Origin of the sequence: Sphingobium fluminis, assembly GCF_037723805.1 — a bacterium.
In the GTDB taxonomy this organism is placed as follows: Bacteria; Pseudomonadota; Alphaproteobacteria; order Sphingomonadales; family Sphingomonadaceae; genus Sphingobium.
Map to the genome: position 1 here is coordinate 257289 of NZ_JBBJUK010000003.1, position 20543 is coordinate 277831.

Annotated in this window: 24 protein-coding genes, 2 tRNA genes and 1 pseudogene; 14 read left to right on the plus strand and 13 right to left on the minus strand. The window is 61.5% G+C overall.

Annotation, left to right across the window (positions count from 1 at the left end):
• Positions 1–24: 24 nt before the first annotated feature.
• From eda to zwf, 4 genes are read right to left on the minus strand one after another with little or no spacing between them, the layout of a single operon-like run.
• Positions 25–642 (minus strand): bifunctional 4-hydroxy-2-oxoglutarate aldolase/2-dehydro-3-deoxy-phosphogluconate aldolase, encoded by a 618-nt coding sequence (eda, locus tag WG907_RS10520; protein WP_340232727.1) that lies wholly within the window; start codon positions 640–642, stop codon positions 25–27.
• Entirely contained in the window at positions 642–1607 is a 966-nt protein-coding gene (gene glk / locus WG907_RS10525) for a glucokinase (protein ID WP_340232728.1), read from the minus strand. Before glk ends, eda begins: the two co-directional genes overlap by 1 nt.
• Before the next feature lie 4 nt (positions 1608–1611).
• Entirely contained in the window at positions 1612–3438 is a 1827-nt protein-coding gene (gene edd, locus WG907_RS10530) for a phosphogluconate dehydratase (RefSeq protein ID WP_340232729.1), read from the minus strand.
• On the minus strand, positions 3431–4885 hold the full coding sequence (gene zwf / locus WG907_RS10535; protein ID WP_340232730.1) for a glucose-6-phosphate dehydrogenase: 1455 nt from the start codon (positions 4883–4885) through the stop codon (positions 3431–3433). The genes edd and zwf overlap by 8 nt, the downstream gene beginning before the upstream one ends.
• A gap of 300 nt (positions 4886–5185) precedes the next feature.
• On the opposite strand from zwf, the gene WG907_RS10540 reads away from it, so the two are divergent.
• The 3 genes from WG907_RS10540 to WG907_RS10550 all read left to right on the plus strand — a co-directional run bounded on the left by WG907_RS10540 (position 5186) and on the right by WG907_RS10550 (position 6727).
• On the plus strand, positions 5186–6007 hold the full coding sequence (locus WG907_RS10540) for an alpha/beta fold hydrolase (protein ID WP_340232731.1): 822 nt from the start codon (positions 5186–5188) through the stop codon (positions 6005–6007).
• A 94-nt stretch (positions 6008–6101) separates the two neighbouring features.
• A tRNA-Leu gene (locus WG907_RS10545) sits at positions 6102–6186 on the plus strand.
• Between the two features lie 337 nt (positions 6187–6523).
• Complete coding sequence (locus WG907_RS10550; RefSeq protein WP_340232732.1) at positions 6524–6727, plus strand: hypothetical protein; 204 nt, start codon at positions 6524–6526, stop codon at positions 6725–6727.
• A 6-nt stretch (positions 6728–6733) separates the two neighbouring features.
• Here WG907_RS10550 and WG907_RS18215 read toward each other — a convergent pair.
• The 6 genes and pseudogenes from WG907_RS18215 to mobC form a co-directional block, all read right to left on the minus strand.
• Positions 6734–7699 (minus strand): annotated as a pseudogene (locus WG907_RS18215) (recombinase family protein); the annotation flags it as partial.
• The gene (locus WG907_RS10560; protein WP_340232734.1) at positions 7696–7965 is read right to left on the minus strand and encodes a hypothetical protein; all 270 of its coding nucleotides are present in this window, start codon (positions 7963–7965) and stop codon (positions 7696–7698) included. The pseudogene WG907_RS18215 and the gene WG907_RS10560, both read right to left, overlap by 4 nt.
• 231 nt (positions 7966–8196) lie before the next feature.
• On the minus strand, positions 8197–8457 hold the full coding sequence (locus WG907_RS10565) for a BrnA antitoxin family protein (RefSeq protein WP_340232735.1): 261 nt from the start codon (positions 8455–8457) through the stop codon (positions 8197–8199).
• Positions 8441–8713, minus strand: a complete 273-nt coding sequence (locus WG907_RS10570; RefSeq protein ID WP_340232736.1) for a BrnT family toxin — start codon at positions 8711–8713, stop codon at positions 8441–8443. Before WG907_RS10570 ends, WG907_RS10565 begins: the two co-directional genes overlap by 17 nt.
• Positions 8714–8922: 209 nt before the next feature.
• Positions 8923–10038 (minus strand): relaxase/mobilization nuclease domain-containing protein, encoded by a 1116-nt coding sequence (locus WG907_RS10575; RefSeq protein WP_340232737.1) that lies wholly within the window; start codon positions 10036–10038, stop codon positions 8923–8925.
• Positions 10035–10406, minus strand: coding sequence for a plasmid mobilization relaxosome protein MobC (gene mobC, locus WG907_RS10580; protein ID WP_340232738.1), 372 nt, complete (start codon positions 10404–10406; stop codon positions 10035–10037). The genes WG907_RS10575 and mobC overlap by 4 nt, the downstream gene beginning before the upstream one ends.
• 616 nt (positions 10407–11022) lie before the next feature.
• Between mobC and WG907_RS10585 the strand changes: the two genes are divergently transcribed.
• The 5 genes from WG907_RS10585 to WG907_RS10605 all read left to right on the plus strand — a co-directional run bounded on the left by WG907_RS10585 (position 11023) and on the right by WG907_RS10605 (position 14052).
• Positions 11023–11325, plus strand: coding sequence for a hypothetical protein (locus WG907_RS10585; RefSeq protein ID WP_340232739.1), 303 nt, complete (start codon positions 11023–11025; stop codon positions 11323–11325).
• 84 nt (positions 11326–11409) lie between these two features.
• On the plus strand, positions 11410–12105 hold the full coding sequence (locus tag WG907_RS10590; RefSeq protein ID WP_445326802.1) for a hypothetical protein: 696 nt from the start codon (positions 11410–11412) through the stop codon (positions 12103–12105).
• Between the two features lie 30 nt (positions 12106–12135).
• Positions 12136–12510: a Rap1a/Tai family immunity protein gene (locus WG907_RS10595; RefSeq protein ID WP_340232740.1), complete on the plus strand. Its 375-nt coding sequence runs from the start codon at positions 12136–12138 to the stop codon at positions 12508–12510.
• An 82-nt stretch (positions 12511–12592) separates the two neighbouring features.
• The gene (locus WG907_RS10600) at positions 12593–13345 is read left to right on the plus strand and encodes a YaaA family protein (RefSeq protein ID WP_340232741.1); all 753 of its coding nucleotides are present in this window, start codon (positions 12593–12595) and stop codon (positions 13343–13345) included.
• A complete protein-coding gene (locus tag WG907_RS10605) occupies positions 13342–14052 on the plus strand; it encodes an SDR family NAD(P)-dependent oxidoreductase (RefSeq protein ID WP_340232742.1) in 711 nt (236 codons plus the stop codon). The genes WG907_RS10600 and WG907_RS10605 overlap by 4 nt, the downstream gene beginning before the upstream one ends.
• Before the next feature lie 170 nt (positions 14053–14222).
• Here the strand turns inward: WG907_RS10605 and WG907_RS10610 are convergent.
• Positions 14223–14297: transfer RNA gene (locus WG907_RS10610), tRNA-Gln, on the minus strand.
• Between the two features lie 130 nt (positions 14298–14427).
• Between WG907_RS10610 and WG907_RS10615 the strand changes: the two genes are divergently transcribed.
• The 3 genes from WG907_RS10615 to WG907_RS10625 all read left to right on the plus strand — a co-directional run bounded on the left by WG907_RS10615 (position 14428) and on the right by WG907_RS10625 (position 16376).
• Positions 14428–14943 carry a MarR family winged helix-turn-helix transcriptional regulator gene (locus tag WG907_RS10615; protein ID WP_340232743.1) on the plus strand — a complete coding sequence of 172 codons (516 nt, stop codon included), beginning with the start codon at positions 14428–14430 and terminating at the stop codon, positions 14941–14943.
• Positions 14944–15014: 71 nt separating this feature from the next.
• Positions 15015–15329: a hypothetical protein gene (locus tag WG907_RS10620; RefSeq protein WP_340232744.1), complete on the plus strand. Its 315-nt coding sequence runs from the start codon at positions 15015–15017 to the stop codon at positions 15327–15329.
• Between the two features lie 138 nt (positions 15330–15467).
• Positions 15468–16376, plus strand: coding sequence for a DMT family transporter (locus WG907_RS10625; RefSeq protein ID WP_340232745.1), 909 nt, complete (start codon positions 15468–15470; stop codon positions 16374–16376).
• On the opposite strand, the gene WG907_RS10630 is transcribed toward WG907_RS10625, so the two are convergent.
• A complete protein-coding gene (locus tag WG907_RS10630; RefSeq protein ID WP_445326806.1) occupies positions 16363–17136 on the minus strand; it encodes an enoyl-CoA hydratase-related protein in 774 nt (257 codons plus the stop codon). The genes WG907_RS10625 and WG907_RS10630 overlap by 14 nt on opposite strands.
• A 75-nt stretch (positions 17137–17211) precedes the next feature.
• On the opposite strand from WG907_RS10630, the gene WG907_RS10635 reads away from it, so the two are divergent.
• From WG907_RS10635 to WG907_RS10645, 3 genes are all read left to right on the plus strand, one after another.
• Entirely contained in the window at positions 17212–18201 is a 990-nt protein-coding gene (locus tag WG907_RS10635; RefSeq protein WP_340232747.1) for a bile acid:sodium symporter family protein, read from the plus strand.
• A gap of 4 nt (positions 18202–18205) precedes the next feature.
• On the plus strand, positions 18206–18673 hold the full coding sequence (locus tag WG907_RS10640; protein WP_340232748.1) for a phosphoribosyltransferase: 468 nt from the start codon (positions 18206–18208) through the stop codon (positions 18671–18673).
• Between the two features lie 199 nt (positions 18674–18872).
• Positions 18873–19553 (plus strand): winged helix-turn-helix domain-containing protein, encoded by a 681-nt coding sequence (locus tag WG907_RS10645; protein ID WP_340232749.1) that lies wholly within the window; start codon positions 18873–18875, stop codon positions 19551–19553.
• A 242-nt stretch (positions 19554–19795) separates the two neighbouring features.
• Here the strand turns inward: WG907_RS10645 and WG907_RS10650 are convergent, their stop codons facing one another.
• Entirely contained in the window at positions 19796–20542 is a 747-nt protein-coding gene (locus WG907_RS10650) for a TIGR02186 family protein (protein ID WP_445326807.1), read from the minus strand.
• Position 20543 lies beyond the last annotated feature (1 nt).

Consider the following 20543-nt stretch of genomic DNA (forward strand, 5'->3'; position numbering starts at 1 on the left):
CGCGTGCGCGGGCGCAATGGGGGCTCAGCGAGGAAGGGCCGCTGCGCTTCGCGCCAGCGCTTCGATGGCCGCGACGTCGACCGGTCCTTTGGGCACGACCCAGCTGCCGCCGACGCACAGCACGAACGGTTCGGCGAGCCATGTCGTCGCGCTTTGCGCCGTGATTCCGCCGGTGGGGCAGAAGCGCGCAGCGTGGAGCGGCGCCGCGAGCGCCTTGAGCGCGGGCAGACCGCCGGAGGTTTCGGCCGGAAAGAATTTGAAGTGGGACAGGCCCATATCCATGCCGCGCATGATGTCGGCGGCTGTGGCCGTGCCAGGCAGGAAGGGAACACCCGCAGCGATCGCCGCCTTGCCGAGCGGCTCGGTGAGGCCGGGGCTGACGATGAATCGGGCGCCTGCTTCGAGCGCGGCGTCGAGCTGGGCCGGGTTTAGTACCGTGCCCGCGCCTACGATCGCGCCGTCGACCTGCGCCATTTCGCGCATCACCTCCAGCGCGACGGGGGTGCGCATCGTCACCTCCAGCGCGGGCAGGCCGCCCCTTACCAAAGCCTGCGCGATCGGGACGGCATCCTCCACCCGGTCGATGACCAGGACCGGGATCACGGGGGCAAGTTCCATCACCTGTTGCACGCTGAACGACATTATTTCTTCTCCCGGAAGGCAGCGGCGGCGCCGTAAAGTCCGATCTCGTCGTGCAAGGCGAGGCGGATGGGCACCGATTTCATCAGGCTTTCAAAGCGCCCTTTGGCGGTGAAGCGCGCGTGAAAACCGCTGGCGGGCAGAAGATCGCGCATCCGCTGGGTGAGGCCCCCCGCCAGCACCACGGCGTGCGGACCATGTGCGAGCGCCAGATCGCCGACGACCGAACCATAGCAGAGGCAGAAGCGGTCGAAGGCGGCACGGGCGAATGCATCGCTGCCGTCGAGAGCGGCCTGCCACAATGCGGCATCGTCCATCAGCATCACGCGATCATGGCCGATCGTCGCCATCGCCTTGTAGATATTGTTGAGGCCGGGGCCGGATACGACCCGCTCTGTCGATACGCGCAGGAATTTTTCGCGCAGATAGGCGAGGATTTTCTCCTCCAGCGGATCGAGCGGGGCGAAGTCGAGGTGCCCCCCTTCGGTCGCGATCACATGGGGAATGCCCTCGTCAAAGGCGATCATCGCCACGCCAAGGCCTGTGCCCGGCCCGACGACAGTGACGCCGCCATCGGCGGGGAAGGGGCGATCTTCGCCGAACAGCAGCGGCAGATTTTCAGGCGGGAGACGCGATACGGCATGGGCCACCGCCTCGAAATCATTGACCAGCTTCAACTGGGTAAGGCCGAGCTCCTTGTCCAGCGAGCCGGGCCGGATGACCCAACTGCTGTTGGTGAGCTTAACGACCTCCCGCCCGATTGCAGTGGCGAAGGCGATGGAGGCGGCGGTCGGAAGATTACCACCTTCATCCTGTGCGAAGGCCGCCCAGCAGGCTTGCAGGCTTGGATAATTGGCGACCTTATATTTGCGCACCATGCCCAGCGTCGGAACGCCCCTGTCGTCGAGCAAGGCGCGAGCGAAGCGGGCGTTCGTGCCGCCAATGTCGGCGGCGATGATCTCGGTCATAGGGTCAAATCTCGGCTTCCATCGCGGCGAGTATCGGCGACGCGCCGGCTTCGGCGAGGTCGCTATGATGGCGGAAAAGGGCGAATAGTTCGCGCCCCGTATCATAGGGCGGGGACGGGGCTTCGGCCAGGATGCGCGCATCCCAGTCGACTGGCTCGACCAGCGCCTCAATCACGCCTGTTGCGGCGCATACACGCACCCTGTCGCCGTCGCGCAGCCTCGCGATTGGCCCGCCGCCCAGCGCTTCGGGCGAAAGATGGATGGCGGCGGGCACCTTGCCGCTCGCGCCCGACATCCGGCCATCGGTGACCAGCGCCACGCGGAAGCCGCGATCCTGAAGCACGCCGAGCGCGGGGGTAAGCTTGTGCAGTTCGGGCATGCCATTGGCGCGCGGCCCCTGAAAACGGACGACGACGACGACATCGCGCTCCAGTTCGCCCGCCTTGAACGCGCGCAGCACATCGTCCTGGGTATGAAAAACGCGCGCGGGCGCTTCGATCGTCCAGCGGTCGGGGTCGACGGCGCTGACCTTCATGACGCAGCGACCGAGATTGCCCGAAAGCAGGCGCATGCCGCCATCGGCGCTGAACGGATCGGCGACCGGGCGCAGGATCGATGGATCGCGTGAGGCTGGTACATCGCGCCATTGCAGCGCCTCGTTTTCCAGCACCGGCTCCTTGCCATAATCGGTGAGGTCAGCGCGGGCCACCGTCATGATGTCGCGGTGGAGCAGGCCATTGTCGAGCAGCTCGCGGATAATCCACGCCATGCCGCCCGCCGCCTGAAAATTATTCACATCGCCCGATCCATTGGGATAGACGCGGGCGAGCAGGGGGATGACGTCGGAGAGTTCGGCGAAATCGGTCCAGTCGACGCTGATCCCCGCCGCCCGCGCGATGGCGGGGATGTGGATCGCGTGATTGGTCGATCCGCCGGTCGCCATCAGGCCGATGATCGCGTTCACGATCGCCTTTTCATCGACGCAGTGGCCGAGCGGCCGATAATCGTTTCCCGTCCATCCGATTGCCGCGACCCTATGCACCGCCGCGCGGGTCAGTTCGCCGCGCAGCTTCGTGCCCGGATTGATGAAGGCGGCATTGGGCATGTGCAGGCCCATCACCTCCATCATCATCTGGTTGCTGTTCGCGGTGCCGTAAAAGGTGCATGTGCCGGCGCCATGATAGCTCGCGCTTTCGGCTTCCAGCAGTTCAGCGGTGCCGACCTTGCCTTCCGCATAAAGCTGGCGGATGCGGACCTTTTCCTTGTTGGCGAGGCCTGATGGCATGGGGCCGCCGGGCACGAGGATGGCCGGCAGATGGCCGAAACGCAGCGCACCGATCAGCAGCCCCGGTACGATCTTGTCGCAGATACCGAGCAGCAGCGCGCCTTCGAACATGGCATGGGACAGGGCGACGGCGGTGGAAAGCGCGATCGTATCGCGCGAGAAGAGCGACAGATCCATCCCCGCCTGCCCCTGGGTTACACCGTCGCACATGGCGGGGACGCCGCCCGCTACCTGCGCCGTCGCGCCGACTTCTCGCGCCGCGATCTTGATGGCTTCGGGGTAGCGGCCATAGGGCTGATGCGCGGACAGCATGTCGTTATAGGAGGTGACGATGCCGATATTCATGGCATCGCCGGTGCGGATCGCCGGCTTGTCCTCGCCGCTGGCGGCAAAACCGTGGGCGAGGTTGCCGCAGGACAGCTGGTCGCGATTCGTCCCGGCGTCCCGGCCGCGCTCGATCAGATCGAGATACTGGCGGCGGCGGGGCGCGCTGCGCTTGACGATGCGGTCCGTGACCTTAGCAATCACGGGGTGAAGTTCAGTCATTCCAGCTCGCTCCGTCGCGTTCGATGAGGGCAATGGCCGAGGATGGTCCCCAGTTCCCCGACGGGTATGGAGCGGGCTTCACATTCGCCTCTTTCCAGCTGTCGATGATCGAATCGATCCACGCCCATTGCGCCTCCACCTCGTCGCGACGGACGAACAGGGTCGGGTCGCCTTCCAGCAAGTCGAGGATCAGCCGCTCATAAGCGATGCGCCGCCGCTGGCCGGCAAAGGCGGCGGTCAGCGAGACGTCGAGCGTAACCTCGTCCAGATGCACCTCGCGCTCGAGCCCCGGCCGCTTGGTCATGATGAGCAGGCGGATATATTCTTCGGGTTGCAGCCGGATGATGAGCGTGTTGGGATCGAGGTCGCCGTTACGACCAAATATGCTGTGGCGCACCGGCTTGAACTGGATCAGGATTTCCGACTGGCGGGTCGGCAGCCGCTTGCCGGTGCGCAGGTAGAAGGGCACGCCCTGCCACCGCCAATTGTCGATATGCGCCTTTAGCGCGACGAAGGTTTCGGTGTCCGACGGCTTGCCCAGTTCGTCGGCATAGCCGGTGACGATCTGCCCCTGTACCGCACCCGGTCCATATTGGCCGCGCACGCTGTTGGTTTTCGCCATTTCCGCCGTCATCGGGCGGAGCGATCGGAGAACCTTGACCTTCTCGTCGCGCACCGCTGTCGAATCCATGCGCGCGGGTGGTTCCATGGCGATGATCGACAGGATCTGGAGCATGTGGTTTTGCACCATGTCGCGTAGTGCGCCCACGCCGTCATAGTAGGACGAACGGCCTTCAAGCCCGACGGTTTCGCCGACTGTGATCTGCACATGGTCGATCGCACTCGCGTTCCACAGCGGCTCGAACAGCATATTGCCAAAGCGGAGCGCCAGCAAATTCTGCACCGTTTCCTTGCCGAGATAATGATCGACGCGGAAGATGCGGCTTTCATCGACGAGCGCATCGATCGCATCATTGACCTGCTTGGAGGAAGCGAGATCCTTACCAATCGGCTTTTCCATCGCGATCCGGGTGAGCGGCGTGATCAGACCCGCATCCGCGAGGCCCTGCGCTGTCGGCGCGAACAGCGAGGGCGGCGTGGAGAGATATACCGATATGCTGCGGTCCAGGCGCCCGTCCAGTCGCTTGCCCAGATTGACGAACTGCTCCGCGTTCCCCGCCTCGACCGCCTCGTAACAGATCATCGCACCCAGTTGCTGCGCGAAGGCGGGGTCGTACCGATCTGCGGAAAGGAACTTATGCAGCGCGCCGTCCACTTCGGCGCGGAACTCCTCGTCGCTAAAGGCGCTGCGGCCCGACGCGATGATGAGGAAGTCGCGCGGCAGCAGCCCGTCGGCCAGCAAATTGTACAGCGACGGAAAGATCATTCGGTGAGCCAGGTCGCCGGTGGCACCGAACAAAATGAATGTGGCAGACGGTTCGGTCAAAGGATGTCCTTTTCCGTTAAAATTATGTCTGCACGATGCCGCCACTATAGCCGACCGCGCCTGTTAGCAAGTCAGGCTATCGGCCAAGGCCCTCGGCTGCAACCGCAGCCATGCCCGGAAAGCTTGAAAAGACCTTGGAACTTCCCACGCGGCCAGGAGGTTAAGCCGACATGTGATAACCGTCGGTTATAATCTTCCAAAGCTGCAAGTCGTCCCCGGCCCTGGGTCCCGCCCCCTAGCTGCGAAGAGCCGATAACCGTAAAACGCGCCGCCCGGCGCACCACTTTCAGGAGAATGCCCATGGCTTCGATCGCAACACGCGACGGTGCGGCTCTGCATGTCAAGAAGATGGGCGATGGCCCACCTGTGGTCCTGATCCACGGCTGGCCGCTGACCGGGGATATGTGGGAATATCAGGCGCTGGCGCTGATCGAGGCGGGCTACAGCGTGATTACTTATGATCGGCGCGGCTTTGGCCATTCCAGCCATCCTGCAATCGGCTATACTTACGATATATTTGCCGACGATTTGGCGGACATACTGGATCATTATGATATTCACGGCGCAACGCTCGTTGGCTTTTCGATGGGTGGCGGCGAAATCGCCCGCTATCTGGCGCGCCACGGCGCAAGCAGGATCGCCCGCGTTGCGCTGATTTCCTCGGTCGTTCCCTATTTGCTGGAGGATGACAGCAATCCCGATGGCGTGAATATCGGCGTGTTCCAGGACATGAAGGATCAGGTTCGCAAGGATCGTTTCGCCTTTCTCCAGAGCTTCGCCAAGACCTTTTACGGCGTGGGCTGGGTCAGCAGCCCCGTCAGCCAGGGCGTGCTCGACTGGAGTTTCGCGCTCGCCATCATGGCCAGTCCGAAAGCGACGCTCGATTGTATCGACGCTTTCAGCGCGACGGATTTCCGGCCGGACCTCCCTGCCTTTACCGTGCCGACCCTGATCATCCATGGCACCGCGGACAAGACCGTGCCGATCGATTCGAGCGGCCGCGCCGCCGCCACTGGAATTCCTCACGCCACTTTCCTGGAATATGACGGTGAGCCGCACGGCCTTTTTGCGACCGCGCCGGACCGGCTGAACGCCGATCTTCTCGGATTCCTGGCAGGTTGACTGGCCCGGGGCGGCGGCGCGGCGCTAATTATGTCGCCCCAGGTCCATCAAAGCGGTTGGCGAACAGCGATTCGCCCATTAAGGAAGCCGCGCCGCCCCTGTGGTGAAACTGGTAGACGCGCCGCACTCAAAATGCGGTATCTTCGGATGTGTCGGTTCGAGTCCGACCGGGGGCACCATAACCTCACTACCCCCTTTCAAGTCTGACAAAATCTTGAAGGGTGCGGTAGTTAAGGCGGTTCTAAAACCTTCATTTCGCGTATAACTTAAGCGGTCGGCAAAGGTCAGTTTTAGCACCGCTCGCTTGTCGCTCAAGCGATCAGAAAGCCATAGTTTATGCGGGTTTCCGAGAAACTCCATGGCGGTTCTAAAACTCGCGTCGAAGCTCTTGAGGGGCGTGCCGCATTTCGCGATGTTTTCACGGATCGCGACTTTCTCTTCTTCCAAGGATTTGATGCGGGACTCATAAGCTGAAACCAGCGACGGAGAGTCAGCGACCATCACACGGTCGATGAATTGCTCGATGCCGCGCTCAACCTTTTGCAGTTCGAGTTTCAACGTCGCAGCACGAGATTTAGCGGACGCGATGCGTCCGTCCCACAGATCGCGAAACATCTCGTGGGCCATCTCGAACATTTCACGGCTCGGTTGCATCGCCGTGAGCAGCGTTTCAAACTGCGCTTCGATCACATCGCGCCGGATCGACTTGCCGTATTCTGAGCAATCGTCCTTCTTGTTCTGACAAAGATAATAAGGATGGCGGCTGCCATTGCGACTCGTTGACCAGCACCCCGATAGTGGCTTGCCGCATCCGCCGCACAGGATGAACTGACGCAACGGAAAGTCATGGTTCAGGTCTTTCCGAGCAGGCACGCTAGCCGCCGCGCCGATGCGCTCCTGAATCCGTCTATAGGTATCGAAGCTGATGAGCGGCTTGTGCTTGGCAGGGACGAGATTCAAATCCCATTTCGGTATCGTAATATATCCAGCATACAGAAGCTGGTTAAGTACCTCAGTGACCCGCGCGATGGTCAGATTGCGGCGGCGCTTCTCAGGGTATTCCGCCCTGCTGGCGAAATAACGCATGAGTTCGGCTTGCGTCTGGAAGCGACCGCTTGCGAAGCCTTTAAGCCCTTCCTGTATGAGCGACGCCAGTGGCTCGTCGCGCACCATCATGTCATTGCCATCGACCTTCTCGAATTTATAACCGAGGGGCGCACGAAAAAGCCAATAGCCGTCAGACGATCTGGCCTTCATCCGGTTTCGGGTTTGTTCGGCATTCTTCTCGCGTTGGTGCTGATAGGAACTGGCGAGGATATTTTCCTGAAAGCGTCCGTCAGGATCGTCACGGAACTCGTGACTCGGTGACGCCATAATAGCGCCTGTCGCACGGATGGTTTCGCGAAGCTGGTTATAGGCGATCACATCGCGGGCTAGCCGCGACAGGTCATCGATGATGACGAAATGCCGCTCTTTCTGTTTCTTAAGATAAAGCAACATCTGCCGCATCGCGGGCCGCTCCGCCGTCTGCCCCGTGAAGTCGTCGTGGAAAGCTTTTACGACATCATATTGCCGATACATTGCATAGTGACGGCAACGGATTTCCTGTGATTCAAGGCCGTGGCCCTCGGTCTTTTGCTTGGGGTCGGAAACCCGGCAATAGATGACGGCCTTGGGATAGGTTTCGGTCATGGGCGGCTCTTTCTCGCCGCATCCTCTTGAGCGGCGTCATTGAAGGTTGAATGGATGTGAAGGCCGGAGTCTAGCGTATCGGGAATCCCGGTTGTGATCCGATCACCATCTATCCCCAATAAAATCTGCTCGGGGCTTTCCCCAAAATCGCGATCCACGAAGCTTTCCATGATGGCCCACACCTGTTCCATAAAGCGAAGCTTCTCGGCTTCCGAAAGATCGGAAGCTGTCAGATGGCGGCTGTATTTGGCAGGGTCTAGCTGCATGGCGGACACACTTTCCCGACCGCGCAAGATGCCTCTTGCGCGGGTCGCATTGATGATTGAACGGTTTGGATTTCCTAAGCCGGGCGGCCATTCATCGCGGGGGGATAGAAATGGCGAAAGCCCGCCAAGGGGGTCGGCAGGCTTTCATAAAGGCACAATTCTTAGGTATTCGTTCCTATTATGTTCTCATTCCGAAACGAAGTCCAGCAAATCTTGCGGGCGTCATGCCGATTAATGGCGATGGGCTTCGTAAAAACTACGCAAAACAGCGTTCATCCGGGTCTGATAGCCACGGCCCTGAGACTTGAACCACTCCAGCATATCGCTATCGAACCGCACGGTTAGCGGCGTCTTGACGCGATCCGGCATCTGGACCTTGGCATTCTTCCAGAAGGCTTCATCCAGCGCAGGGATATCGCTGAAATCGATATCCTCGTCCGGCAAAGCTGCCAGTTCCTTGACGCTCAGTTCCTTATCATATTGCTTGCTCATACCGCTTCCTTTCCGCCCGGCTTGCCCGACGAGCTGAGATAATTCGTTGTTTTCCGTCCCGGCTTGTGTGGATCACCGCGAGGAACAAGATGCCCTCAACCGCTCCGATGCTATGCTCACGGACTTCGCCATAATCGGTGCGATCATCCGCCCAAGTTACAACAGGCCCATCAAAGATGCGGCTGGCGGTAGCAAAGCCGACGCCGTGCTTGGCAATGTTCGCCGCGTTCTTGGCTTCGTCCCACTCAAATTCCATGACTGATTGTATCTACAATTGTAACTACAGTCAAGATTTCGGCAGCGAACGCTCTGGGGCCGCATCGCGCCCGAACAATAGACGACCCGTATCACGAATGGCAGAAATCCGCCATTTTTACCCGGAATTAACCATAATCTCCGATAATATGGGCATGGATAGGGGCAACGAAGGCGACAGACCTTCTATCGACTTGCAGCGAGACAATATCAACGACACCGAGCGGCAAGTCGATGCGATTGCGAATGCAATCGCGGTTTCGCGTGTCTTTGGTGCCGTGGCACTTCTGTCTCGTTCTGCTTGACGGTAGCGGAGCGCTGCCCTGTGAAGCGATCCCAGAGGCCCGCGACCCCACCCCGTAAGCGTTCTGCGCGAACCTTGGCCTCTGATATGGCGCGAACACGCTGGCCCTCGTCCAGCTTTTGCCGTTCGGTCGTATGGAGTTCCTTCATAACCGTCCGCCGATCCAACAGCGGGGCCAGTTCCTTGGCCCGTGCCTTATCGGCAATGGCGATCAACTCTTTGAGCTTGGGCGCTATGACGTTGGCGATATGCTGTTTGGTATCGGCGACGTTCCGCATGTCGTCAGGCTTGCCGAGTTTGGCGATGATGTCTTTGGCTTTTATGCCGACCATGCGCGGGATGGACATCACTTCGCCCTCTATCGTTAGGGCGACATAGGCACGGGAATCGCCCTTGGCGAGATACAGCCCGCGCCCTTCGAGCGCCTTGGAAAACTCGGCGCGATTGCCCGATGAGACCCAGCATTCCTGTATCGTGGCCTTGATGATCTTGGGATCGTGCCCGGCCCGTTTCGCCTGCTGCCATTCGGCCAGCGTGAAGTTGCGAACGTCGCGCTCTTTGGAATCCATAAGCCCACGCGGCATCTGCCAGCCATGTTCCAGATATAAGCCTTTTGAGATTTCGCGTAGCTTCATCTTGAAGAACGGCAGGGGTTGGGCCGTCATGGTGTCAGCGTCAATGCGCGACCAGACGGCATGAGCATGACGGCGGCCCTCTTTCTCATGGAAGACGATCATGCGCGGCTGGCCTGTCAGGCCGTTCTTTTCCTCGATACGGTCTATGGCCGCTTCAAAGGCTTCGATAGACGGTGAGGCCATGTCGGGTGGATTGAGCGAAACGGAAAAAAGATACTGCTTACAGCGTGTGCCTTGCGCTACGGCTTGGGCCTCTTTCATGGCACCCAGCAAATTATCGGAGGCGAAGCCGCGTATCTCATGGATTTCTAGATGCTCGTTTTCCTCTTTCAGAAGATGAGCGCCCAACTGCATCCCGCCGCCGCGTTGTGAGGCCTTCAGGATCATCGAGACCCATCCGACAGGCCAAGCGCCTCGATCAGCAGATGACGAATGGAGGCGATATGTCTGGCGGCTTCGATCAGTTCGGCCTCAACCTCTGGGCTGACGACGATAACGCCCGTGTGGACGGCCCGGGCAATCTGGTTCAGGTTGTTGGCGATGTTGGATTTGCCCAGCGCGGCGAGCGCAGCCGACATTGCTGCATGATCTTTGACGGGTGCTTTGCCACGATGACGCGGCGGCGGGGTGTCAGGATCGAACAGCCGCCACTGAATATAACTCCCCAGCGACATGCCAACGGCATCCCGCTCCAGCCGCGCACGGTTCTCCGGCGACAGGCGCACGGAGAGCGGCGCAGGTCTGGGAGGTTTCATGGCGGTCATTCTAAAAACGGCGATAAACGACCGATCCCCATATCCGGGGGGATATGGGGAGGCCGTTAGGTTGATAGGAATTGAAATCGGAGGTTCAGGGCTGGGGCGGCTTGATCGACGTTGCCGCTAAAATCTGGTTCCAGTCCTCCAGATCACGAAAGATTTGGTTCGCAGTGTCGCCGGATAGGGGCACCATATCTTATTTCAGCGTTGAGTTCAGGCGCAGGCATTCGCCCGCCCGGCTATCCCTGATCGTCCTCGGAGCCGCTCCGCCGTGCAGACTTCATTTGGGGAACTGCCCAACATCCTCGACAGCCGTGACAAAGATAACGCCCGTCACTTCAGTCCTGCATTCTCGCTTTAGACGGCGCGGGACTACAGGAGTACCGGTTGGGCCGGGTAGTCAAGCAGCCTGTTCGGGGCGTTGACCAATATATATGCTTCGATCATCCGTGCCTATCTTGAAATAATGGTGACTAGGGACAGTGCGCCACTGGATGGAAGAGAAGCTGGCACTCCGTTCGACCGGGCCGATGCACAGTCAAACTGAAAGTCATTGCCTCATTCAAATGCCTGAGCTTGGGAAATCCGGGGGCAAAATGATGAGGAGAATTGAATGTCGCAGCCATTAGTTAAACTTGCCCCGGTGGCGCTTGTTCTGGTGTGTTCCCTGGGGTTGGGCGGCTGCGCCACAAAAGGGTTCGTGCGGGAACAGGTCGCAACCGTGAGCCAGCGCGTCGATGCGCTCGATGCACGCTTGCAGACCACCGATGGAACGGCAAAGCAAGCCCTCGCAGAGGCGCAGTCGGCGTCTGGCCAGGCCCAGAATAATGGACAGCGGCTCGACCAGCTCAACGCCCGGGTCGATGGTGTCGAGCAAAGATTGCAGGACAGCCGGCGCAAGCGCGCACGTAACTGAGATCAGAGCCTGGTCGTTGCCCTCGGGCGACGATTTTGATGCCGGCGCCCCTGTGGGTGCCGGCCTTTGCCGAGTGCACCCCACATGACAAAAGTCTTCATGGCGCTGGCCGGCTTCGCATTATGTTGTGCCGGGCCGGCGATGGCGACGAAGGCCAGAACGCCAAAAAAAGCCGCAGCGCCTGTGCCAGAGAGCGTTCGCGACCCTGGGGAGCCATCGAGGTCGGAAATGGCGGCGCGTGTCGCCGACTGGATCGCCGCCACCGGAGACAATCGATCATTGCCTTATGTCATCGTCGATAAGCGCGCCGCGCGCGCTTTTCTCTTCGACGCCAAACGGACATATCGCGCCGATGTGCCTATATTGATCGGCAGGGCTATCGGCGACGAGGCTTCGCCAGGAATTGGTAAAAAAAGCCTTGCGGAGATTGGTCCGGCTGAAAAGACCACGCCTGCGGGCCGCTTTCTGGCCAGGTTCGGATTCGCGGCCGGCAAACAGAGCGTGCTTTGGGTGGATTATGCGACGTCGGTCGCCCTGCACCCAATTCCGGCCGGCAATCCCAAAGAGCGGCGACGCGCGCGGATGCTTTCGCCTGGAATTGATGACAACCGCATAACATTCGGCTGCATCAACGTGCCGTTGGTATTTTACAACAAAAGCGTTCGACCGCTATTTCGTAAAAAGGGCGGCTATATTTATGTGCTGCCCGATACGAAATCTCCCGAAGAGGTGTTTCCACCGCTGCGCGTTCAACCCTATCTACAGAGTGGCGCGTCCTAGAGTCGCGATTATGACGGGAGGGGTCCGGGAATGAGGCTCAAGACGCTGGCTTATATGAGCGCACTTTGTGCTTCCGGATTTTTGTCCATCCCGGCTGAAGCTGGCTATTATTCCGGCAACGCGCTTATGGATGTCTGTACGACAGAACGGGCCGACCCGACCTATTTCGAAAAATCCTATGAATGCGTCGCCTATATCGGTGGCGCCGTCGACGCCTTCAATACGACGCGCGAGGCCAACAAGCTGAAATCCTGCATCCCCGCGCGCGTGACGCTCAGTCGGCTCAAGGATGTAACTGTTGCCTTTCTGCGCGCCAATCCGGGCAGCCGGGACCGCTCTGCATCCGCGCTCGTCTTTGCTGCGACCCGTGATGCATGGCCGTGCGACAGAAAAAAGCAAAAATGAAGTCATCCTGATAGTCGACCGGGCGTGGGAAACGCGGCGCCGGCGGTTTGACGCAAGCGCCTGCCGTCGCTACGCCGCCGCGATGATTGCCTTGTTGTCTCCAGCCAAAACGCTCGATTTCGAGCGTGCACTGCCGCCGCTCGACGTTTCGGCCCCGCACTTCGCCGAGGAAGCGCGCAGCCTTGCAAAATCGGCGGCGAACCTGACGCAGAAGCGGCTCGCAGACCTGATGCATATCTCGCCGCGTCTCGCCAAGCTGAATGCAGAGCGCTTTCGCGACTTCGCCGATCTGCCGGAACGACCGGCGCTGTTCGCCTTTGCGGGCGATGTCTATACGGGCTTTGAAGCGCTCTCTCTGGACAATGCGGGGATCGCTTTCGCGCAGGATCATGTGCGCATGTTGTCAGGGCTTTACGGCTTGCTCCGCCCCCTCGACGCGATTCGTCCCTATCGGCTAGAAATGGGCGCGCGCTGGGCTCCGCGCCCCAAGCGGCTGACCGACTGGTGGGGCGACCGGATCGCGGCGCTGTTGCTGGCGCAACTGGCGGATGAGGGATCGAACATCGTGCTCAATCTCGCCAGCCAGGAATATTTCGCGGCCGTCGCCGGCAGGCTGGCGGGCGTGCGGGTGATCGATGTCGAATTCCGCGAGCCGGGCCCGGATGGACCACGCTTCGTCAGCTTCAACGCCAAGCGTGCGCGGGGCATGATGGCGCGTTGGTTGTGCGAGCATCATGTCGCGGATGTGGACGCGATGCGCGGCTTCGACAGCGACGGATATCGCTTTGACGCCGACGGGAGCGACGGCGACCGCTGGCGGTTCAGCCGCATATGAGCGGCATCGGCGGGACGTCCGCCGTCATCATCGGCGCTTCCGGCGGGATTGGCGGCGCGTTCGAAGCAGCGCTGACCGAAGAAGGCGCGTTCGACGTCGTTCATGGTTTTGCCCGGTCGCGGGCCGGCGCGCAGTATCTCGATCTGCTGGACGAAGCGAGCATCGCCGCTGCCGCAGCCCATGTCGCCAACGGCCCGTCGCCGACCCTGGTGATCGTCGCAACCGGCCTGCTTCATGGTGATGGCCATGGTCCGGAAAAAGCGCTGCGCGACCTGGATTCGGACTGGCTGGCGAAAGTCTACGCGGTCAACGCGATCGGGCCAGCACTCGTGGCAAAACATTTCCTGCCGGTCATGCCCAAGAGCGGGCGCACGATTTTCGCGGCGCTGTCGGCGCGGGTCGGATCGATCGGCGACAACCGGATGGGCGGATGGCATGGCTATCGCGCGTCGAAGGCGGCGCTCAACATGCTCGTGCGCAATCTCGCCATCGAAGAACGCCGCCGCAACGACCGCGCGGTCGTCGTTTCGCTGCACCCAGGCACGGTCGATACCGCCCTGTCACGCCCGTTTCACGGCAATGTACAGGCCGGGCGGCTGTTCGATCCGGAGCGGGCTGCGCTGCAACTGCTCGACGTCATTGAAGCGCTCAACGTTTCGGACAGTGGCAAGCAGCTCGACTTCGAAGGCAATGAAGTGCCGTTTTGAAGCCCAAGCGTGGCGCTGTTCGTCAACGAGCGCCGCTGACAGTTCCCGACTTATGGCTCGGCAGTCTCATCGATGGTGGCAAACCAAATTGCACGGAGGCTGTTCGACGATCGAGCCGGCGCGGAAGGGGCTGACTGCCGCGTCAGCCACGGAGCTGAATAGGGATAGATTGGCTGGGGCGGCAGGATTCGAACCTGCGCATGGCGGCATCAAAAGCCGCTGCCTTACCGCTTGGCGACGCCCCAGCAGGCGACCGGCTGGACCGGCGCCGACGCCATATAACGCGTCGTACGTGAAAGGAAAGCCTAGTCATGATGGTTTCGGGGCGTCACTATGGCACCTTCCTGATCTTCCTTGCCCGGACCATAATCGGCCATGACCGCCCCCAGTTCGACCACCGCCACCCCAGCACAGATCGCCCCGGCTTCACCGCTGTTCCTGCGCGAAGATGAAATCCGGCGGGGGATCGAGATGCTGTATTTTGGCTATGCGGCGCTGACCCGGTCGATAGACGAGGGCCTCTCTGCCGAAGGTTTGGGCCGCGCGCATCATCGCGCGCTATATTTCATTTCGCGCCAGCCCGACCTGACGGTCAAGGACCTGCTGCGCCTGCTGGCGATCACCAAACAGTCGCTCGGTCGCGTGCTCAACGATCTGGTGGAGCGCGGCTATATCGAGACGCGGCCGGGACCGCAGGACCGGCGACAGAAGCTGCTGCGGCTCAGCCCATCCGGCGTGGCGATGGAAGCTGAATTGTTCCGTGCGTTGCGTGAGAAAATGGCGGCGGCCTATGCGAAGGCAGGGCAGGGCTCGGTCACCGGCTTCTGGCGCGTGCTCGAAGGGCTGATCCCGGACCAGGACAGGCCGATGGTCTCCGGGTTGCGCGGTTGACTCAAGTCCCAACGCAACCTTGCCGCGGTTCCGGCGCTTAACCAAATCCATGTGAAGAAAAAGGATTTATTATGCGCAAATCTCTTGTGGCCGTTCTCTCGCTACTGACCGCCGCAAGCCTGTCGGCCTGTTCCGAAAAGGCGTCCAACAATCTGGAAAATGCCGGGCAGGCGGTGGGCAGCGACGTGGACAATGCGCTCGACCATGCAGGCGATCGGATTGATGCGGGGCTTAATCATGCGGGGCGCGCGATCGACGAAGGTTCCAACCGGATCGGCGCAGCCACGGACAAGGCAGCGAGGGATGCGAGCCGCGAGGCCGACGACGCCAGGCGCGATTTGGGTGACAAAATGGAAAAGGCCGGAAGCGATCTCAAGAACGAGTGAAGTCGGTTGCTGCCCGCCTGTTGTGCCCAGATCCCTGCGCATGACAGGCCGGCGGCGAATGGTCGTGCGCTACGGTGCGGACCGCGTCCTCAACGCCTTGGCCTTGACGATGCGATATTTGCCGATAGCCAGTTTGGCATGTTGTCCAAGATTCCTGCCACGCCGGTTTTTGCCCGTACCATGATCGGGCGCGCCGAACTGGCGCTGATGGCTGTGACGTTTTTATGGGGCGGCACATTTCTGATCGTGCATCTGGCGATGCGGGAAAGCGGCCCGCTATTCTTCGTTGGCCTTCGGTTCGCCACGGCGGCCTTGTTCACCCTGCCGATTGCTTTGCCCGTCCTGCGAGGGCTTACGGCCCGTGAAGTGGTTGCGGGCGGCGCGATTGGCTTGAGCATATTTACAGGCTATTCGCTCCAGACGCTGGGCCTGCAAACAATCCCCAGCAGCATGTCTGCTTTCATCACGGCGGCTTATGTACCGCTGGTGCCGATCCTTCAATGGTTCGTCCTGCGCCGACGGCCCAGACTGGCGAGTTGGGTCGGGGTCGCGCTTGCCTTTGCCGGGCTGTTGCTGATGGCAGCACCGCGCGATGGGCTGTCGTTCGGGCGCGGCGAGGCATTGACGCTGGTCAGCACATTGGCGATCGCGCTGGAGATCATCCTTATCAGTTTTTGGGCGGGTCGGGTCGACGTGCTGCGCGTCACGGTGTTGCAACTTGCGGTGACGTCGGGTCTGGCGTTTGCCTGCATGATCCCGGCGGGCGAACATGTCCCGCCATTTTCATGGCCCGTTATTCTGGCGGCATGCGGGCTTGGCCTGATGACCGCGTTCATCCAACTCGTCATGAACTGGGCGCAACGCACGGTATCGCCCACCCGTGCGACACTGATCTACGCGGGCGAGCCGGTGTGGGCGGGGATTATCGGGAGCATCGCGGGAGAGCGGCTGCCGGCGATCGCCTTGCTGGGCGGCATGCTGGTCGTGGCCGCCGTACTGGTCAGCGAATGGAAATTCAGGCGGGCAGCGGGGGCTAGCTCCGCCTGAACACAGGCGCACGTTTTTCGAAGAAGGCGGCGAAGGCCTCCTGCGCTTCGGGCGACATGAGCCTTTCTTTGAAAAGTCGCGCCTCTTCGTCGATGCGGGCGATCAGAGCCGACTGATCGCCCTTGAACAGCCGACGGGTGGCCGCAAGCGCCTGCGGCGGCTTCGTCATCAGCAGATGCGCCTTGGCACGCGCATGGGCCAGCAGCGCGTCGCCCGCTATGATCGCAGTGACGAGCCCGGCGCTATCCGCCGCCTGCGCATCGAGCGGCTCGCCGAGCAGAAACATCGCGGCCGCCTTGGCGTGGCCCATAGTCGCCGGCGCAAGCAGGCTCGACCCCGCCTCCGGCACGAGGCCAAGATTTACGAATGGCATGATGAAGCGGGCGTCGGGGGCGGCATAAACCAGGTCGCAGTGAAAAAGCATTGTCGTGCCGATACCCACGGCAAGGCCCTGCACGGCGGCGACCAACGGCTTGTCGAAGGCGGCAAGGGCGCGAATGAAGGCGAATGCCGCCTCGCCCCCTTCGGGCCCCGCCATAAAATCCTTGAGGTCGTTGCCGGCGCAGAAGGCGTCGCCCTCGCCAGTGACCATGATCGCGCCGATTTCCGGCCGTCGCGAGGCATCCGCGAGCGTGGCCGTCATGATGCGGTACATGGACGCAGTCAGCGCGTTTTTCTTGCCCGGCCGGTCGAGGCGCATTTCGATGACTCCTTCGTTTTCCGCCAGCGTGATGCCCTCGCTCACTTGCTTCTCCTCCATGACGGCCGTGATATAGGGTTGCCGGGACGATGACGCCACGTCTACCGTCCCCGCTCCCCTGGACCAAGCCGCCTGATGAACCGCCTCCGACTGATCCTCGATCCATTCCTGATGCTGCTTGTGGGCACGGTCATCCTCGCGTCGATCCTGCCCGCGCGAGACGAGGGCGCCTATGTCGCGGATATTGTCACGGACATAGGAATCGTCCTCCTTTTTTTCCTGCATGGCGCGAAGCTGCCGAGGGAGGCAATCCTCAACGGCGCGAAGGCGTGGCGGCTGCACATTGCGACGCTGTGTACGACCTTCATCGCCTTTCCCTTGATCGGGCTCGCTGCGCAGCAAGTGACGACTATTCCGGGCGGAATGCGCGCCGGTCTGCTGTTCCTCACCCTGCTGCCGTCGACGGTGCAGTCCTCGATCGCTTTTACGGCCATCGCGCGCGGCAATGTCGCGGCGGCGGTGGTTGGCGCATCCTTTTCCAACCTGCTGGGCATATTTCTGACGCCGCTGCTGGTCGCGCTGCTGATGCGGAGCGGTGGTACAGGCGGCGCCGTATCGTTGCACGCGATCGAGGGAATCGTCCTGCAACTGCTGCTGCCATTCATCGTCGGGCATCTGCTGCGCCCATGGATCGGCGGCTTGATCGAGCGGCATCGATCGCTGGTCGGGCGCGTGGACCGAAGCACTATCCTGCTGGTCGTCTACGCAGCGTTCAGCGCCGCCGTGGTCGAGGGCCTGTGGCAAAAGGTTTCGCGCGGCGAACTGCTGCTGCTCGCTGGCCTGTGCGGAGCGATGTTGCTGATCATTTTGTCGTTCAGCTGGGCGCTTGGCCGCCTGTTGGGATTTTCGCGCGAGGACGCCATCGTCCTTCAATTTTGCGGGTCGAAGAAGAGCCTTGCGACGGGCGTGCCGATCGCCGGCGTCCTGTTCCCGGCCACCATGGTCGGGCCGGTCATCCTGCCGCTGATGCTGTTCCACCAGATTCAGCTCATCGCCTGTGCGTTGCTGGCGCGGCACTATGCAGCGCGGGCGCCGGATGTTTCGAATCCCGTCATAGCGACCTGATCCGATGGCCGACCCTGTCCTGACCGATATTCCGATGGAGCGGTTCCTCCTCCTCATCGATATGCTCGCCGATGACCTCGCGCAGGACGCGTGGCAGCCCGATTTCATCGTCGGCGTGGGCAGGGGTGGCCTCGCGCCTGCGACATGGCTGAGTCACCGGACCGGTGTCCCCATGCTCTCGGTCGACCTTTCGGCGGGCGTTGCCGCATTCGGCGAGGATTTGCTCGCGCTGCTCGCCGAGCGCACGGCCGGTGGAGAGCGACTGCTGTTCGTCGACGACATTAACGACAGCGGGCGGACTATCGCCGGGCTTCGTCGGGCTCTTCTCAAAGCAGGCGCGGACAATGCCCGTTTCGCCGTGCTCATCGACAACGTCACGTCCACGATGCAAGTCGACTATCGTGGCGAGTGGATCGACCGGACGGTGACGAGAGACTGGTTCGTCTTTCCATGGGAGGCGCGGCCCTTTTGACAGATAGGCAGCATTTCCCCGGTTCGCCCGCCTGACGCGCAGGCAGAACCGCTGCCGGTCGGTCGCGCATGAATATTTTGTCATCCGACGGTAAGCGCCGGAGCGGTCGCGATATGTCACGAGGCTCGGGAACCTTGCTCGCATTGTCATCGACGGCTTCGTCTCGTGACATGCGGTGCAGACCGGCGGCGGAGAAGGCATGAGCGGCAAGATCCTGCTGATCGAGGATGATCGGACCACAGCCGACTATATTCGCAAAGGCCTGGCGGAGCAGGGGCATGTCGTGGATCATTGCGATGACGGCAGGAGCGGTTTGTTCATGGCGACCGATGGTGGATATGATGCCATCATTCTCGACCGCATGTTACCTGGGCTCGATGGTCTGGGGGTTCTTGGCGCACTGCGCGCCGCCAATATCGCCACGCCGGTGCTCCTGCTATCCGCGCTCGGGTCGGTTGATGACCGGGTCACCGGCCTGACAGCGGGATCGGACGATTATCTGGTCAAGCCTTTCGCCTTCGCCGAATTGCTCGCCAGACTCGCCCTGCTGATGCGGCGGGGAAGTGGCGCAGCGGGGATCGACACCGTTCTGACATGCGGACCCTTGCGAATGGACCTGCTCAAGCGGGAAGTCAGGCGGGGCGGACGGGCCATCGATCTGCAACCGCGCGAATTCCGCCTGCTGGAATATCTGCTGCGCCACGCCGGGCAAGTCGTCACGCGGACGATGCTGCTCGAAGGCGTATGGGACTATCATTTCGATCCCGGAACCAACGTCATCGACGTGCATGTGAGCCGCTTGCGGCGCAAGATCGATCCCGAGGGAGAGGCATCCCTCATTCAGACGGTGCGGGGGGCTGGATACCGGCTGGGCGACTGACGGTCGATCCCGAATTTTGCCGTCATGCGGGTAGAGCCGGACCGGCGGGAGGAGGCCGTCGGCCCGGCTTGCGACCCATGCGCAGATCGCTCCTCGCTTATGGCGCCCTCCACCATGCCGCGATCTGGCCGCAAGATGAACTTTTCGACAGGCGTAAGAGCCTGTTTGAAAATGCGCCTAAGTGGACATTTTGAGGGCCGGTGCGGATGCGCCAACGGCGCATTTCAAACAGACGGTAAGGGCTAAAAGCGGCGCGCGATGGCGCCGGCTGCCCAGCCCATTCCGACCGCCAGCGCAATGGCGGCAAGTCCGTACAGGAAAGACCAGCGATCGGCGGCAACAGCCATGAAGCGTTCGAACCCGGACTTGCGGATAGTGATGTCGCGGACCGCCGCCGCGACGACGCGGCCATCCTGAACGAGGAAGGTTTCCGCCGTATAATCGCCGACGATAACGCGCGCCGACAAGGGAAGCCGCGCGCGATATAGGACGCCGTCGGTGATTTCGACGGTCCCTGGCCGCTCGACGAAGAGCGCGGTTTTGCGGCGCAGGTCGACCAGTCCCGCCTGAAACCGTTCCAGTTCGGCATTGTCGTTCAGCGAGGCGGGCGACAGCTGGAGCTTGTCGAGGCCCATTTCATAGATCGCCGCCGTGCGTTCATCGACGATCCTGGCGATCGGGCGCGACGAGGCCATGGCGTAGAAGCTGGGCGCGGAGCGGAATCGCGCGGAATCGGCATTGACCCATATGCCGGCCACCTTCTGCTTCTCGCGCATCATGATCGACTGATCGGGACCTTTCAGAACGACGACGATATCGGCCGCTTTGTCTGGGCGGCGCCCATCGGGATAGACGATCGCGCCGAACAACAGCAGGTCCGCGCCCGTGAAGCTGTACTGGATCTCGACTTCGCGCTGGGAAACATCGGGGACGAGCTTGGGCTCGTCCGCTGCCGTCACCATCAGGAGCAGTATGGGCATGACCGCCATG